The sequence below is a fragment of the Proteiniphilum sp. UBA5384 genome, from assembly GCF_002410825.1.
Lineage (GTDB): Bacteria > Bacteroidota > Bacteroidia > Bacteroidales > Dysgonomonadaceae > Proteiniphilum.
In genome coordinates, this window is sequence record NZ_DHOS01000073.1 from 9085 (window position 1) to 25763 (window position 16679).

Annotated in this window: 17 protein-coding genes; 8 read left to right on the forward strand and 9 right to left on the reverse strand. The window is 44.5% G+C overall.

All coding sequences use genetic code 11. From position 1 onward, the window contains the following. Positions 1-452 precede the first annotated feature (452 nt). Positions 453-659 (forward strand): hypothetical protein, encoded by a 207-nt coding sequence (locus B4G81_RS14115; RefSeq protein WP_294083592.1) that lies wholly within the window; start codon positions 453-455, stop codon positions 657-659. Positions 660-959: 300 nt separating this feature from the next. Here B4G81_RS14115 and gap read toward each other — a convergent pair whose 3' ends face one another. Beyond that, entirely contained in the window at positions 960-1970 is a 1011-nt protein-coding gene (gap, locus tag B4G81_RS14120) for a type I glyceraldehyde-3-phosphate dehydrogenase (RefSeq protein WP_294083594.1), read from the reverse strand. A 232-nt stretch (positions 1971-2202) separates the two neighbouring features. Here gap and B4G81_RS14125 point away from each other — a divergent pair, with 232 nt between their 5' ends. Next, positions 2203-3204 carry a GlxA family transcriptional regulator gene (locus B4G81_RS14125; RefSeq protein WP_294083596.1) on the forward strand — a complete coding sequence of 334 codons (1002 nt, stop codon included), beginning with the start codon at positions 2203-2205 and terminating at the stop codon, positions 3202-3204. A 3-nt stretch (positions 3205-3207) separates the two neighbouring features. Here B4G81_RS14125 and B4G81_RS14130 read toward each other — a convergent pair whose 3' ends face one another. Next, a complete protein-coding gene (locus B4G81_RS14130) occupies positions 3208-3483 on the reverse strand; it encodes a zinc ribbon domain-containing protein (RefSeq protein ID WP_294083598.1) in 276 nt (91 codons plus the stop codon). 135 nt (positions 3484-3618) lie between these two features. On the opposite strand from B4G81_RS14130, the gene B4G81_RS14135 reads away from it, so the two are divergent. Beyond that, entirely contained in the window at positions 3619-4020 is a 402-nt protein-coding gene (locus B4G81_RS14135; RefSeq protein ID WP_294083600.1) for a hypothetical protein, read from the forward strand. Between the two features lie 239 nt (positions 4021-4259). Next, positions 4260-5309: a rhodanese-related sulfurtransferase gene (locus B4G81_RS14140; RefSeq protein ID WP_294083602.1), complete on the forward strand. Its 1050-nt coding sequence runs from the start codon at positions 4260-4262 to the stop codon at positions 5307-5309. A 53-nt stretch (positions 5310-5362) separates the two neighbouring features. Here the strand turns inward: B4G81_RS14140 and B4G81_RS14145 are convergent, their stop codons facing one another. The 4 genes from B4G81_RS14145 to B4G81_RS14160 all read right to left on the reverse strand — a co-directional run bounded on the left by B4G81_RS14145 (position 5363) and on the right by B4G81_RS14160 (position 9870). Continuing rightward, positions 5363-6211, reverse strand: coding sequence for an SDR family oxidoreductase (locus tag B4G81_RS14145; RefSeq protein WP_294083604.1), 849 nt, complete (start codon positions 6209-6211; stop codon positions 5363-5365). A 52-nt stretch (positions 6212-6263) separates the two neighbouring features. Beyond that, positions 6264-6695, reverse strand: coding sequence for an Rrf2 family transcriptional regulator (locus B4G81_RS14150; protein ID WP_294083606.1), 432 nt, complete (start codon positions 6693-6695; stop codon positions 6264-6266). Positions 6696-6787: 92 nt separating this feature from the next. Then, the gene (locus B4G81_RS14155; RefSeq protein WP_294083608.1) at positions 6788-8422 is read right to left on the reverse strand and encodes an ABC-F family ATP-binding cassette domain-containing protein; all 1635 of its coding nucleotides are present in this window, start codon (positions 8420-8422) and stop codon (positions 6788-6790) included. A gap of 182 nt (positions 8423-8604) precedes the next feature. Then, a complete protein-coding gene (locus B4G81_RS14160) occupies positions 8605-9870 on the reverse strand; it encodes a CinA family nicotinamide mononucleotide deamidase-related protein (protein ID WP_294083610.1) in 1266 nt (421 codons plus the stop codon). 274 nt (positions 9871-10144) lie between these two features. Here B4G81_RS14160 and B4G81_RS14165 point away from each other — a divergent pair, with 274 nt between their 5' ends. From B4G81_RS14165 to B4G81_RS14180, 4 genes are all read left to right on the forward strand, one after another. After that, positions 10145-11359 (forward strand): trans-sulfuration enzyme family protein, encoded by a 1215-nt coding sequence (locus B4G81_RS14165; RefSeq protein ID WP_294083612.1) that lies wholly within the window; start codon positions 10145-10147, stop codon positions 11357-11359. 246 nt (positions 11360-11605) lie between these two features. Continuing rightward, positions 11606-12220: a type 1 glutamine amidotransferase domain-containing protein gene (locus tag B4G81_RS14170; protein WP_294083614.1), complete on the forward strand. Its 615-nt coding sequence runs from the start codon at positions 11606-11608 to the stop codon at positions 12218-12220. 96 nt (positions 12221-12316) lie between these two features. Then, entirely contained in the window at positions 12317-13258 is a 942-nt protein-coding gene (locus tag B4G81_RS14175; RefSeq protein WP_294083616.1) for a J domain-containing protein, read from the forward strand. Further along, positions 13255-13551 carry a chaperone modulator CbpM gene (locus tag B4G81_RS14180; protein WP_294083618.1) on the forward strand — a complete coding sequence of 99 codons (297 nt, stop codon included), beginning with the start codon at positions 13255-13257 and terminating at the stop codon, positions 13549-13551. Before B4G81_RS14175 ends, B4G81_RS14180 begins: the two co-directional genes overlap by 4 nt. Before the next feature lie 34 nt (positions 13552-13585). Here the strand turns inward: B4G81_RS14180 and B4G81_RS14185 are convergent, their stop codons facing one another. The 3 genes from B4G81_RS14185 to B4G81_RS14195 form a co-directional block, all read right to left on the reverse strand. Further along, on the reverse strand, positions 13586-14059 hold the full coding sequence (locus B4G81_RS14185; protein WP_294083620.1) for a DUF4625 domain-containing protein: 474 nt from the start codon (positions 14057-14059) through the stop codon (positions 13586-13588). Positions 14060-14121: 62 nt separating this feature from the next. After that, positions 14122-14583 carry a DUF4625 domain-containing protein gene (locus B4G81_RS14190; RefSeq protein ID WP_294083622.1) on the reverse strand — a complete coding sequence of 154 codons (462 nt, stop codon included), beginning with the start codon at positions 14581-14583 and terminating at the stop codon, positions 14122-14124. Between the two features lie 206 nt (positions 14584-14789). Next, the coding region (locus B4G81_RS14195) for a TonB-dependent receptor (RefSeq protein ID WP_294083624.1) at positions 14790-16679 on the reverse strand (1890 nt) is incomplete at its 5' end.

The window sequence follows — 16679 nt, forward strand, 5'->3', positions numbered from 1 at the left end:
CCAGCTGAACTACCACACCATTTTAATTGCTTGCGAGACTCCCCACCACTGTGGCTTGTCATTTCTATAGCGAGTGCAAAGGTAAGGATATTTTCAGAATTACAAAATTTTTGAGGAGAATTTTTTGAAAAATATTCAACTTGTTCTGATTATAAGTTCCTTATAAATAAAGGTAAAGAAGTAAAGATACTACTAATCATAATAACATCACTAAATAGGTTCAAGCTGCAGTCTGTTCCTTTTGTAATGTAAGCACCAATTTTATTAACTTTGTAATTTTTGTAAATATGATTATGGATACCGACATGCTTAATACCTCAAAGGGCATTTATCAAATCCAGAAATTCAATTATGCGATGAAAAAACAGGAAAGTGTTTGATGGCATCAATGCGCATGTTGGTCCTCGCCGAATATCGCTCAATGTGCGCATGACAATGCCTGCCCGTTGATTATGCAAACGTTCACCTCTTCGGAATACTGGCAGTCGAGAGCGGCACTGACGCATACTGATGGAGAAGGGCAGCGTGACCTGCCTATCCCCGAAAATGTGCGTATTTATCTTTTTAGCGATACGAAGCATAGTCCGTCGGACGGGATTAATCCATTGAGCGGCATTCGCAGAAATCCCAACGCACAGGGCTTTACTGATTGCTCTTGAGCAATGGGTGCTGAAAGGTACGTCGCCGCCCGACAGTAAATATCGTGTTATTGCAGATGGCACCTTGATGAAGCCGGACAAAAAAGGTCTCGGATGACACTCACGACGGATATGTTGCCGCGCCGTAACCAAAGTCGTACATGGTCTGGAGTCAGAAGGTTTCTTACTCGATGAAGACGCAAAGGAGATGATTATTCAAGCTGAAAAAAGTGATGTGTTGAAAAAATAGTATGAATAATAAAAACAGGCTGTATCTTTAACGATATAACCTGTTCTATTTATTTCCGGATAGGAATATCCTTACCCGTTCATTTTTTTCATAAAGGCAATCGTATCGGGCACTTTACTGGAGAAACCCCATTCGTTATCGTACCAGGCAACTATTTTAACGAATGTAGGACTTAGCATAATCCCGGACTTTTCATCGAAAATAGCTGTGTGCGGATTACCGATCATATCGGATGATACTACTTCATCGTCTGTATATGCCAGATAGCCCTTTAAAGGACCTTGCGAGGCCTCTTTCATGGCTTGGCAGATGTCTTTGTAGGTGGTGGGCGTGGATAATCGTGCTGTAAGGTCTACCACGGAAACATCGAGGGTTGGAACGCGAAACGACATTCCTGTGAGTTTTCTGTTCAGTTCCGGTATAACCTTTCCTACTGCTTTTGCGGCTCCTGTGGTAGAGGGGATGATGTTAGAAGCTGCAGCGCGCCCTCCCCGCCAGTCTTTCATCGAAGGACCGTCTACCGTTTTTTGAGAGGCTGTAGTCGAATGTATGGTACTCATCAAAGCTTCTTCTATGCCAAACTTATCATTCAGCACTTTTGCTACCAACGCCAGGCAGTTGGTTGTACAAGAGGCGTTTGAAACGAATTGCGTTCCTTTGACATACTTGTCGTCATTTACTCCCGGAACAAACATCGGAGTGTCGTCCTTAGACGGGCCCGACATGACCACATATTTAGCCCCTGCGGCAATATGTCCCTGCGCTTTTTCCTTGGTAAGGAACAGTCCGGTGGATTCTACTATATATTCAGCCCCTATCTCATCCCACTTTAGGTTAGCCGGATCTTTTTCCGATGTTACCCTTATCGGATTGCCGTTTACCATCAACCTGCCGTCTTTAACTTCAATAACCCCATCAAATTGACCGTGAACAGTGTCATATTTCAGCATATAAGCCATATATTCAACGTCTACCAGATCGTTGATCCCCACTATCTGTATATCATTTCTGCTTTGAGCAGCACGAAATACCAAACGCCCAATGCGTCCAAAACCGTTAATACCTACTTTAATCGTATTCATAATAAATTGGTTTTAAGTTATACAATATTTTTTCCTGCTACAAAGATACGTTATATTATTGTTGTCTGAAATGACAAAAAATATGTAATTCCTGCCAAAAAGGATGGGTTATAAGGAAAGAATATCTACTTTTAGGAATTTAAAATTGAGACAAGGAGGAAAGGCGGGGAGAGAGGGAGAAGGTAAAGTGTGTCTCGTAGAGTCCAAACAATTTTTGAATGATGAAGGATAGATGGATAAACAATTAGGAATAAGGCATATAGTTTTCTTGGTTCCTCCAAATACCACGTTGCTGACTACGGTGGGTCCATTGGAGGTGTTTGCCAAGGCGATAGATCTCTTTGATTCGGGGCGGGGTGATATGAATTTCAGGTATCAGACGCATGTTGTATCGATGGATAACGGAAAACAGATAAATACATCGTCGGGTTTACCCATATTGAGTGAAGGTTCTTATACTGAAATAGATTATCCGATTGATACAATCCTTGTTACAGGATTGGGATGTTATCTTGATCCCGGTCAAAAAGTAGCAATGTTGGAATGGTTGAAAAACCAATCCGGGCGTATTCGGCGGATATGTTCGGTATGTTCCGGTGCTTTCGTCCTTGCCGAAGCGGGCCTACTTGACGGAAGAAAAGCAACGGCCCACTGGTCGAAAAACGAAGAACTGGCACAGGACTTTCCTTCAATTGATGTGCAGATAGCCCGTATTTTTATTAAAGATGGGAATATCTATACCGCAGCGGGAATTACTTCGGGTATGGATTTGGCATTGGCATTGATAGAGGAAGACCTCGGGCAGTCTTTTGCGCTGGATGTGGCACGATGGCTAGTCCTGTACCTCAAACGTCCGGGAAATCAATCTCAGTTCAATACCTATCTGGATTGCAAAAAGATAGGACACCCTACTATGCGGAAAGTATGCGAGTGGATATTGGACCATTTACGGGAAGATATTACGGTTGAAGACCTGGCGGAACAGGCCGCTATGAGTCCGCGTAACTTTGCCCGGGTTTTTGTACGGGTATTACGGATTACTCCTGCAAAATTCATTAATAAACTACGAGTGGAGAATGCGGGCAGGCATTTGATAGAAACACGATTGTCTCTTGATGAGATAGCGTATCACTGTGGACTGAAAACAAGCGAAAACCTACGCCGGCAGTTCCTCAATTTCTTTGAGGTTACACCCTACCAGTACCGGAAGAGCTTTCAATCTTCTATATATTAGGTTTTAATGAACCGCCCAACGTTTAAGAGTTGGAAAATAGGTCTTCATACTGGCTATGGACTCCTCTTTGGTATAAGTGATTTCGGAGTCTTTGTTAAACTCATCAACAAATTGGGCACAATGTTCTATCATTTGGTCCATGGTGCAATCCATTGTGAATGTACCATCCTGAAAACAGTAACAACAATATTCATCATTTTTGCTCCCATCATGATTTGTTCCCAGTTCTTCCTCTTTTTGCAGTGGCATCCCACAGCTTTGGCAATACGTTGTCTCCATAATCTTCTATTTTTTATTGGTATATAAACTTTTGTTATCTGTTAAAGCAAAGGTATGCAATAATATAATATGATGTTATCCAATCCTGTTAATTTTATTCTTATGCAAACACAGAGGTGTGAAAATAAGTTCAGTATGAAAGTTCCCTTTAATGCAAAGAAAACAACGTTGATGCTTCCTGAAAATCCCCCTCGTGAAATTTTAGGAGACATTCAATCGGATTTTCCCAGTGGTTTCGAGGTAAGTGATCCTGAAGCCAAGACGGTCGCATTTGTGGAAATTGCTTGTAATGTCTCAGAGCAGAATAGTTTTTCGAACTTTCTTTATATGACTGAGAGTTCGGAAAATGTACACTATGAACTGGAATATATCTATTGTGATCGTGATGTGAATATCTTCGGTACAGGAAAAGACTGGTGGGGACATCATACGGTCTACGACCTGACCCTCAGAAAAGGGTGGAATATGGTGATTGAAAGAAGAGAATACGTGGGACAAGAACAAAATTGTACTGTAACCAACCAGATGCCTTCGTAAATGAAATGGAAACAGGATAGGTGGATAGGTGGACGTTAATAAACTAAATATTCTATCTTTTTGTTATATTTTTGTCTTGTCGAATATGTAATTATCCGGTAATGGGATAATTCGGCAAATGTATGTTTATCATTTTATTCACAAAGTTTAATCCGGCTATTCTCCTGTTCAACGCAGTTTGGAATGAAGAGATTGCGTTTTGTTCCAAGAGGATAGTTTTTCAAAAGAGTTTATTTAATATGGCTGTACTCCATAATCGTATTTCCAATGCTGAACTTAAGCTGCAGATGTTGCGGGAGACCGAACCTCGTGTCACGGTCTCATTCTACAAATATTTTCATATTTCCGCCCCGCAACAATTCAGGGATGACCTTTATACCCGGTTCGAGTCTATTAAAGTGTTCGGTCGGGTTTATATTGCACAGGAGGGGATTAACGGACAAATCTCTGTTCCCAAGGGTAATATGGATGCTTTTCGTGATACCCTATATGCCGCCGATCCGGCACTGGACGGTATCCGTTTGAATGTGGCGGTGGATGATGATGGCAAATCGTTTTGGGTATTACGGATGAAGGTGCGCAACAAAGTGGTGGCCGACGGTATTGATGACCCGACATTCGATCCTTCCAGAACAGGAAAATATCTCAAGGCAAAAGAATATAACGAGATCACGCAAGACCCCGATACGATTGTGGTGGATATGCGTAACCATTACGAATATGAGGTGGGACATTTTGAAAATGCGATTGAGGTTCCATCCGATACTTTCCGCGAGCAGTTGCCGATGGCAGTTGAAATGCTGAAAGAGCACAAGAACAAAAATATCGTGATGTATTGCACGGGCGGTATACGTTGCGAAAAGGCAAGTGCCTATATGCTTCATAACGGGTTTAGAAATGTATATCATCTCGAAGGGGGCATTATTGAGTATGTCCATAAGGCGCGTGAAGAGAATCTTCCGGTGAAGTTTGTCGGGAAGAATTTTGTGTTTGATGAACGGTTGGGAGAAAGAATATCGGAAGATGTAATTGCCCGCTGTCACCAATGCGGTGCGCCGTGCGATACGCACACTAACTGCAAAAATGAGGGATGCCACCTGTTATTTATCCAGTGTAAGAAATGTGCTGAGGAGATGGCCGGCTGCTGCTCCGACGAGTGTAAGCATGTGGTACGGTTACCCGAGGAAGAGCGTAAGAAATTGAGAAAAGGAGCGGATCGCGGTCGAATGATATTCAATAAATCGAGAAACAATCCGTTACTTCGGAAAAGGACGGTATCAGGTAATTAAATAAAGGAAACCAGCGGATTAGGCATGGTTTCCTTATGAGACAGTTCTTTTGTTTAACTCCCTAATATATCTTTTACAACTTGCGCCAGGGGAGTTGTGGGGCGGCCGATTAACCGGGAAAGTTGCTTGCTGTCGTCGAACAGGTCGTTCTTGGCTGCTCCGGTATCAAATCCTACAATTGCTTTTGCTCCCTCTTCCGGTAGTCCGAAACCTTTCAGCATTTCGGCATATTCTGTTTCGGGAAGATTCTTATAGGGAACATCTTTGCCGGTCTGGCGGGAAACCTCTGCAGCCAGGTCTGTCAATGTGAAATAGTCGTCGCCAGCTAATTCGTACACTTTCCCTTCCTGGTTTTCACTTGCCAATACAACGGCTGCTGCTTCAGCAAAATCTCCGCGGGTGGCCGAAGAGATTTTTCCTTCACCGGCACTGCCGACAAGGACGCCGGCTTTCACCGCTCCGGGAACAGAGTTCGTATAATTTTCGGTATACCATCCGTTCCGTAAAAGAGTGTAGGCGATCCCGGATGCTTTCAAAGCCTCTTCTGTAGCTTTATGCTCTCCTGCCAAACTCAAAGTCGACTTGTCCGCATGTAACAGGCTGGTATATACGATCCATTTTACTCCGGCTTGTTTTGCGGCATTTATTACATTTTCATGTTGGTGTTTGCGCTTCCCGATTTCATTGCCCGATATAAGTAATAAATGGTCGATACCTTGCAATGATTCTATTAAACCTTCCGGTTTTTCGTAATCGAATGCGCGGGTTTCAATGCCCAGGTCTGATGCCTTTTCAGGCGTGCGTACTAATGCCACGAGATTCTCAGCGGCCACTTTTCTCTTTAAACTCTCTACCACCAGATGTCCTAACTGTCCGGTAGCTCCTGTAATTCCTGTTTTCATACATTAAAATTTTAAATTGTAATAATAGTTGTTACATATATAGATAAAAAAATCAGTGAAATTGTTTCACAAAATCTTTCAATGTTTTATGCCTGAGGGAATCGATCACCACATGACTAATCTCTGTAAACAGCTTTTCAAGGTTCTCATTTATATCCTTCCCTACAGGACACTTAGGATTGGGGTGTAAATTCTTTTTTCCCAAAACTTCCGAGTTCTTCACTGAGAGATAAATCTCCGCCAATGAGATCTCGTCACTCGGTTTATTTAATTTTGAACCGCCTTCTTTGCCTTTCCGGCTGATTACAAGACCGGAATTTTGCAATATGCCCAATTCCTTCCGGACAATCACCGGATTGATATTAATGCTTCCCGCAATCCAGTCTGAACTTAACCATTCATCGGGAGAGTTTGCCAGAAGGGTCAAAATATGGATGGCCGTTGCAAATCTTGTATTATTCATATCGGGTGCAAATATAAGCATAATTTTTTAATTGTAATATAAATTGTTACAATTTTGTTCGTCCTAATTTTCTGGATGGCGCCCGGTCTGAATATGACATGTTCAGCGTGGGGTCATTTCCTCTCGATTTCCCTTAAGTTCTCCATCTTCTTTTTAGTCAGGAATCCGTAGATGTCTTCGAGGTGTTCGGTTACTTTTTGGTTGCCGAATTCGTACACTTTTTTTACTAATCCGTTGAGGAAATCGCGGTCGTGCGACACTACGATCAGCGTACCGTCGAAATCGATCAGCGCCTGTTTCAGGATATCTTTGGTCTTCAGGTCGAGATGGTTGGTCGGCTCATCGAGGATCAACAGGTTGACCGGTTCGAGTAGCAGTCTGATCATTGCCAGCCGTGTACGCTCACCTCCGGAGAGAACTTTTACTTTTTTGTCGATATCTTCCCGGCCAAACATGAACGCTCCCAGAATGTCCCTGATCTTTGTCCTGATATCGCCCACGGCAATATCGTCGATGGTCTGGAAAACGGTCAACTCTTCGTCCAGAAGCGATGCCTGGTTTTGTGCAAAATAACCGATCTTCACGTTGTGTCCCAGTTGCAGATCTCCTCCAAACCCGGTTTCACCCATGATACATTTCACAAGGGTGGATTTCCCTTCACCGTTGCGACCGACGAATGCCACTTTTTCTCCCCGTTCGATGGTGAGAGTCACATTGCTGAAAATCAGTTTTTCGTCGTATGATTTGCTAACATTTTCGGTAATCACGGGATAGCTTCCCGAACGTGGGGCAGGGGGAAACCGCAGTTTCAAGGCCGATGTATCCACTTCATCCACTTCCACCAACTCCAGTTTTTCCAGCATTTTTACACGTGATTGTACCTGTAGGGTTTTTGAATAGGTACCCTTGAACCGTTCGATAAACTCTTTGGTCTCAGCAATCATTTTCTGTTGGTCGTCGTACTGCTTTTGTTGCTGTTCGCGGCGTTCTTTTCGCAATTCGAGGTAGCGTGAATAAGTTGCCTTGTAGTCGTAGATACGTCCCATGGTCACTTCAATGGTGCGGTTGGTGATATTATCCACAAACGCACGGTCATGCGAAATAACAACCACAGCTTTGGCGCTGTTGATAAGGAAATCTTCGAACCATTCCACGGAATCGATATCGAGATGGTTGGTCGGCTCGTCCAGTAAAATAAGATCAGGATCCTGTAGAAGGATCTTCGCCAGTTCGATGCGCATACGCCACCCGCCGCTGAATTCAGATGTCATCCGGTTGAAATCGCTGCGGTTGAATCCCAATCCGAGCAGTGTTTTCTCCACGACAGCATCATAATTGATCTCTTCAACGCTATAAAATTTTTCGCTCAAGGCTGAGACCCGCTCGATGAGTTGCATATATTCATCCGACTCGTAATCGGTGCGTACGGTAAGTTCGTTGTTGATGTGTTCAATTTCCTGTTCCAACTGATGGATACGCGAAAAGGCTTGTGCCGTTTCTTCAAAAACGGTACGTCCGTCTTCTGTCATCAGATGCTGCGGCAGGTACGCAACGGTGAAATCCTTGGGCATGGAAACTTTTCCCCTGGTGGGTTGTCTCACGCCTGCCAGAATTTTCAATAAGGTGGATTTTCCCGCACCGTTCTTACCCATCAGGGCAATCCGGTCTTTGGGATTGATGACAAAAGAAATGTCAGAAAATAAAGTTGCTCCCCCGAATTCTACGGCTAATCCGTCAACTGATACCATGTTTGTTTCATTTTTTTGAGGGTGCAAAGATACGCTTAGAAAATTGGATACTGAAATCGAATGAGTGGAAAGAATATTACTTTTACATCCGTTTATTCAAAATATAACAATGAACGGAAAAGCAAAAGGATATGTACTTGGGGCTATAGCACATATCATCGCATCATTACATCATCACATCATCACATCATTTTCAGCATCTGTAGTATTGCCATGTTGGCGGAACGTTCAATATTCTCACGGCGGGAATTGCCCACATTGTATTTTTTCGCGATGCTTTTACCCCGGCAATAGGTGCAAATCCATACTGTGCCTACGGGTTTTTCTTCCGAACCACCGGTCGGACCGGCAATACCCGAGACAGCGATGGCGCAGTCGGTTTTTAGTAATTCCGCACAGTTCCGGGCCATTTGCACCACCACTTCTTCACTTACTGCACCAAAAGTATCGAGATCGCTTTTATTGACGTCCAAAATACGCTCCTTTACTTCATTGCTGTATGAGACAACGCTCCCCGTAAAATAAGCAGAGGCGCCGGCCACCGATGTTATTTTGTGGGCAACCAATCCTCCGGTACAACTTTCGGCAGTGGAAATTGTGAGTTGTCTCATTTGCAGTTTCTCACCCAAAAGTTCTTCCAGCAATTTTTCATTTTCCGAGACTAATAGGTCTACAATAAGATTTCTCAGTTTTTCCGACTGTTCCTGAAAGAGCGCTGTCTGTTCCTGAAAGAGTTCTTTCTGTTCTTGGAGGAGCCCCGGATTTGCTGTATTACGAGTAAATAATCTGAGTTTGATCAATCCGTACAAAGGCAGGTAGGCCAGCGAAATTCCATTGGGAAGTTCTTTCTCGAATTCTGAAAGCCGCATAGCCAACGCCGACTCGGTGATTCCCGCAACTAAAAACGATTCTTTGAGATATTTCTCCAGATGAAACTGTAATTTCAAACGGGGAATTATATCGTCTGTCATGGTCGTCTCCATCTCAAAAGGGACACCCGGCATCGAGACCAGTACCTTCTGTTGTCTCTGGAACCATAGGATAGGGGCTGTACCTGTTTTATTCTGGATTACGGTGCAGCCTTCAGGAACAAGAGCCTGGTTACGCGTTAATTCGTTGAGCGAAATATTACGGTGGGCGAAGATATTCAATATATTTTCCAAAACCTCATTACTGAAGATCAGCTCCGTATTGAAATAACGGCACAGGGTATTTTTGGTTATATCGTCATGAGTGGGTCCGATCCCTCCTGTCAGTAACAAGATGTCGGAACGTGAAAAAGCCAGATCGATTGCGTCGATAATAGTTTGTGCAGAATCGCCGACGGAATGAATGTGGGTTACCTCGAATCCCGCCTTGGTGAGTTCTGCTGCCATCCAGGCAGAATTGGTCTCGATGATCTGTCCGATAAGGATTTCATCACCGATGGTTATAATTTCTACTTTCATTTTTTTCCGGGGTTTGGATATACGACCCTTACGATACAAATGTACAAAATATAGAGGTTTATTATCCATTGAGGAATGGTAAAAAATCTAACTTTTAACTTTGAACCGTTGGGGTTGGGCCGTTCCATGGAGATGCCGAATGACAATCCAAAGAAACAAAAGACCGAATAATATGTTTACTCAAAAGGAGGATACCTTCCCATTGTATCATATATGTCATTCATGTCAATGCATTGCTTCATGACTCTTTTGTTATAAATTTAAAATTACTGATATGTCAGAAAAAATAGAATTCTCGAAAACCGGAGAACAGACAAAGGCGGTCCATGCGGGAGAATTTCCCGATCCCGTAACACGTGCCTCTTCTCCCAACTTAGTGATGTCTACCACGTTCGTAACCGATGCCGATTCCGGATTTTCGGCAGAGAATATGAAGGAAGGCGATTCATGGATGTACACCCGTTGGGGAAATCCCACCATACACCAGTTGGAAGAAAAATTGGCTGTGCTGGAAGAGGCGGAAATGGGTGTGGCTTTTGACAGCGGTATGGGAGCGATCTCTGCCTTACTATTCCATCTGTTGAAGAGCGGTGACCATGCCGTGGTAACGGATGTAGCTTATGCCGCTATGTCGGAATTGACCAATGAGATGATCCCGGGTCTGGGTATCGGGATCACCAAAGTAGACACTTCCGACCTGAACGCGATTAAGAATGCGATTCAACCCAATACGCGGCTGGTCTATATTGAAACACCCTGTAATCCGTTACTCCGCCTGACCGATATTGCGGCCGTTGCGGAAATCACGCATAAGGCCGGCGCCAAATTGGTGGTAGATTCAACTTTTGCCACTCCCGTGGCTACCAAGCCGTTGACATTGGGTGCCGATCTGGTAATTCATTCCCTCACCAAATATCTTGGAGGACATGGAGATGCTTTGGGCGGTGTTGTACTGGGTAAGAAAGACGATTTGTTATCATTACGGAAAAAAACGGCGATACGCCTGGGAGGAATATTGAGTCCGTTCAATGCCTGGTTGATTTTAAGGGGATTGGCCACTTTCCCGATTCGTATGCGTGCCCATCAGGAGAATGCGTTGAAGATTGCTACCTATCTGGAGAAGCACCCTAAGGTAAAGCGTGTAATCTATCCCGGATTGCCTTCCCATCCCCAATATGAGCTGGCTCGGCGACAGATGAAAAATTTCTCGGGTATGATCACATTTCAAGTCGAAAACGGGCGGGAAATGGCACAAAGGTTTGCAGAAGAATTGCAAATCATCCACTATGCTGTCTCATTAGGACACCACCGTTCCCTTATATTCTATATGGATAGCAAGAATTTGCATGAGACGTCTTTTCATCTTTCCACTCCTGCGCAGTTGGATTCCTGGAACAGGTTTGCCGGTGAAGGTATTTTCCGTTTTTCTGTCGGCCTTGAAGATGCGGATGACCTGATTGCCGATTTGGAGCAGGCTCTTAAGGAATAAGATTAAAATCCAAATGTTTCATCCTATTTTTGAACGGATAAACATTCCGGATGTTTTTCTAAATTACTGAATGGGGGGACTATGGGCTTGGAGAGTTTTGGTTTTCCAGGTATGGGAATTCAATCTTAAAGCGGGAGTGAACAATATCAGAAAAACAGATGTTAACCCTATGGTTGGATTTGATATTTCAATTTCAGACCCATAATATTAATCAGTATGAAAAGTTTCATTTTAAATGCGTTATTTATGTCAGGGATTATATCATTTGCCGCCGGATGCACCGGTGGCGGTAGCAACGGAGAGAGGCAATCGGAAGCGGTTGCGCAGGGTTTACGTACAGAGAGCCGCCCTCAGGTAGCAGTATTACTAACTGAAGGGTTTCAGGATGCCGAGGCTTATATGCCTATCGGTTATCTGGAAAATAAAGATATGGATATTACAGTGATAGGTCCTGAGACGGGGCGGGTGAAAGCTTATAACAGCGATTTTGAAATAGTTGTGCAAAAAAAAGTCGGTGAAGTGAACATCGACGATTTTGATGTGTTGGTACTGCCGGGTGGAAAAGCACCTGCTGCATTGAGACAAGATCCCACGGTAGTAGAGTTTGCCAGAAACTTTTACAATTCCGGTAAACCCGTAGCTGCCATTTGTCATGGTCCTCAGGTATTGGCTACTGCAGGAGTACTTAAAGGCGTGACCACTACAGGCGTAGGATCTATTCGGGAGGAACTGGAAGAAGTCGGTGCGAATTATGTGGATGAGGCACTGTCTATAGATGGTAACTTGATCACATCGAGAGTACCGGGCGATTTGCCGGTATTCAGTAAAGCTATTGAGGAGGCTGTCAAGGCAACCCGTTGATCCATATCATTAAGTTTAGCATGATAATGACAGCTTTATGCCGGTCACGGAAAACCGTGATTTAGGTATAGGGCTGTTTTTCAATACGCAAGAAAAATGGCATATATTGATTATTACAAGATTTTGGGAGTCGACAGGAATGCGTCGGCAGATGATATCAAGAAAGCTTACCGCAAGCTGGCGCGTAAGTTACACCCCGACCTGAATCCGAATGACAAGGAAGCACAGAAGAAATTCCAGGAACTGAATGAAGCCAATGAGGTGTTAAGCGATCCGGAAAAGCGTGCCAAGTATGACAAGTACGGCGAGAACTGGAAGCATGGCGAAGAGTATGAAAAAGCGGAGCAGCAATACCGGCAGCAACAGCAGCAGGGTCACCGTCAACAGCAATGGAGCAGTCAGGGCGGGCAGACATTTTATACCGAAGGTGATTTCTCGGATGATGATTTCTCGGACTTTTTTCATTCCATGTTCGGCAGCGGTTTTAGCAGCCGGCGGGCCGGAGGAGGGGGCCGTAACAGGTTCAAAGGGGCGGACTATCAGTCGGAATTGCGCCTGACGCTTCGTCAAGCCATGCAAACGCACCAGCAGACTTTGTCGATCGACGGGAAGAATGTGCGTATCACTATTCCTGCGGGTGTGGCCGACGGACAGAAGATCAAACTGGCTGGATACGGGCAACCGGGTATAAATGGAGGTCCCAACGGCGATCTCTATATCACCTTCACCATTGAGGATGATCCTGTCTTTAAACGTCTGGGAGATGATCTGTACGCCGATGCCTCCATCGAACTCTATACGGCCGTGTTGGGGGGAGAGGCAATGATCAATACCATTGACGGACAGGTGAAAATGACCATTAAGCCGGGTACCCAACCCAATGCCAGATTGCGGCTAAAGGGTAAAGGATTTCCCTTGTATAAGAAAGACGGACGTTTCGGTGATTTGTATGTGACACTGAAAGTGCATCTGCCTGAACACCTTTCTGACAGAGAAAAAGAGCTATTCACCGAATTATCAAAAATCAGGAAATCATGAGTGGAAACAGATTACTATATAGCGAATGTCTGAGGATCTATGAAATAGAAGAGTCGTTTATTGAATCGCTCAGCGACGTGGGACTGATTCATGTAATTGACCAGGATGACAATAGGTTTATAGAATACGACGACCTTTCCGACCTGGAGCAGTTTATCCGGTGGCACTACGAGATGGACATCAATGTGCCCGGCATCGATGCGCTCCGCAACATGCTGGAAAGAGTGCGATCCTTACAATCGCAAATAGAACGGTTACACAGCGAATTGCAGTTCTATAAAGCCTTGCAGTAGTGCCGGTAAAATATATGGAGGAGCCCTCCCTCTATTAATTCCGGTCCCTTATTTTTATACCGACGGCTTTCAGTTGTTGCCAGCCTGATTTGTCGGTCAGCCGTACCATAAAGTGGTAATCACCGGTGTCTACATCTTCGGGAACAAAGATATTGTTCTCGGCTTCATAAGAGACCAACCCCGAGGGAATGCTAAAATCCTTATTGTAAATAAAAGGTTTTACAGGATTTTTCTTCTCATCCGGTTCACACTCCACATCATCGGTGCTATGGGAGTGATGATCGAAATTGTTATGGATTTCGATATTGTAATTCCCTAATTCCTCATTATCGGTAAAAAGCGCTTTAAAGGTAAAACTCTCCCCCCTGTATACTACATCGCAGGTCAAAGGAAATGCCAATGCACCGTTCATGTCGATCACCGGCTTCTCCATATCGAGATCATCATCCTGGCTGCATGAGAGCAGCCACAAAAAGACGGCAAGGTAAAATAATGTTTTACGGATCATATATTGTCTTTTTAAAGCGTATGGCCAACGATAAGACCGGTGACCATACGCCGATTTTTCAATTAGCGAGAATGATCGTGGTCATCTCCATCATCTTCATTGTCGGACGCCGGTTTTATGATCAGGTGTGCTTCATCCATACCGGTTTGACCCTGTTGGTCTTTGACGACCAGATGTAGATGGTATTCACCTTCCGGTGCTTCTTTAGGAATATCCAGATGCTTATGGAATGTGGTATTTTTTAAGCCTTTGGCGTCAGTATACACTTCCTGGAATTCAAAATTTCCATCCTCCTGATGAATTTCTGCCGTAATACTTTCGATCAACCCTTCGGCGATAATCTCGGCATTAATATGTACGTCTGAGCCGGCGTATCCAATTCCGTCATTCGAATGCCCGGAACCCACTTCGGTGATTTTGACCATAGGCAACAAAGGCTTATCGTTATCATCCTCACAGGAGGAGAAAAATAGGGCGTTAGCGCTGAGAAGAAGCATTGCTCCCAGGAATAATTTTCTGTTCATACGAATAAAATTTTAAATGGTTTATAATTATGGTGATTGAAACTAAATCATCCGACTGCCGATATTTTGTGACCCATTTTAGTCCTTATTCGCTACAAGAGTTGAAGTCGCTTCGCTAACGACTCTTTGTACGCTCATTGCGAACAATGGGTCCCCACAAAATATCTATAGGTCTCCGATTTAGTTTCAACCAAATATTCGATTCATTAAAAACTAAATCCCAGGAAGACCGAAATATTTCGCCCCGGTTCGGGAACATCAATCAACCGGTAAAACCCGGTATGATCAAAATATCTTTTGTTCAACAGGTTCTGTGCCTGTAACCGTAATTTGATGCTGTTTCCCTTTACCGGCCAGCTACGTCCCAACGACAGGTTGAGCAGTTGGTAGCCTTCCGTTTTCTCTTCCGGGGGAACAATCCTGTTTTGTGCGCCGGTTACCTTGTACTCCAATAGTATATCCCCGTCGACACCGAGCAATCCTTTTCCCGGATGATAACCGATACTGAAGTTGGTTGACCAGGGTGGTGAAAAAGGGAGGGAATACCCTTTTTTGTCTCCTGAAAGTTGTTTTGCATACAGGTATTCCGCTTGCATTCCCAGGGTGAGTTGCCGGGTGATGCGTAACTCCACATCCGTTTCAAAACCATAGCGGATCACCTTTGCCTGTGCATAGTGATACATCTGTAGTCCTTCGTAATACTCCGGAGTGGGGTTCAGGTAGATATAATTGGGAAAGTAATTCAAGAAGGGTTCCCATCGGATTGTCAGCATATGGTTTTGCCGGCTGATTCCCAAGTCAGCCTGGTAGGACTCTTCTGCCTTCAGGCTTTTATCCCCTTTCTCATAGCGGAAGATATGATAATTTACCCCGTCTGAACCCAATTCCTTGGGAGTAGGTGCCCGGAAACTTTTGCCGATATGGGCCTTCAGCATCCATTTGTCCTGTTGATAATTTACTCCTGCCGACCATGTGAAACTGTCGAATGTTTTTCGTAAATCGGATGCCCGTTCTTTGTATACCGGGTTGCCATCCTCATCGGGTGTTTCATACCAGTCCCGGTAACTATCGATATGCACGCTTACTTTATCGCCGCGTATACCCGAACTGAGGATCAAATTGTCTGAAATATGGTACCGACCATAGACAAACAACCCCATGCTGGTCGTGCGAAAATCAGGGATCACAAATCCCCATCCACCCCTTTCATTGTCCTGGTGCTCCATCGAAAGCCCCGATTGCAGGCTGATCCGATCCTTCACCGGCATCCTGACAAGGGCAGAGGCGGTATAGGTGCTTTTGTCGAATTGACGTTCCAATGCGTTGGGAGGTATCGGCATGTATCCATGCGACACCGGTTCGGAGAATTCTTTCCTGAGATTCTTCTGGAATCCTATATTGCTTTCCCAGGTGATGCTGCCGGTACGCCATGCCGAATTATTGACTAATTTGAAGTGGTTAACAGAATGATAGGGCAGGTCGATATCCCTGGAAGATTTGTCGTAATCTATATCAGATAGCCTCACTTCTAATCCGTGCGCATCGGCGAAGAAACCGCTCCGGACATTGATATTCGAAACCAGCAGGCGGGTACGGAAGCTGTTTCCGACGAAACCCAGTGTGGCTCCGGCATTCCGGTCTCTACCCGCAGTATTCCGTAAACGACGATTCTTTAATTGAATATGATAAGAGTAATATTGTATGCTGTCGGCCGGCACTTTATAGTCTGCATAATCCATATAGGTGGCGTTTACTTTGTAATACCACTTGTTGAACCGCCCGCCGGCCTGTCCCGAAACTCCCATCGACCCGTTGTTGCTTCTTCCGTAGAGGTTGATATTGCCCTCGGCTTTTCCTGTGGGAATATAACTATTACGAAGCTGGATCACTCCGCCAATAGCGTCCGAGCCATACAGAAGAGATCCCGGCCCTTTTATAATTTCCACCTCATCCACTGAGAACTGGTCTATCTCCAGCCCGTGGTCTTCGCCCCATTGCTGCCCCTCGTGCTTTATCCCGTTTTCAGTCACGATCATCCGGTTAAACCCGAGGCCGCGGATAGCAGGCTTTGACTGTCCCGATCCGATGGTCATCGC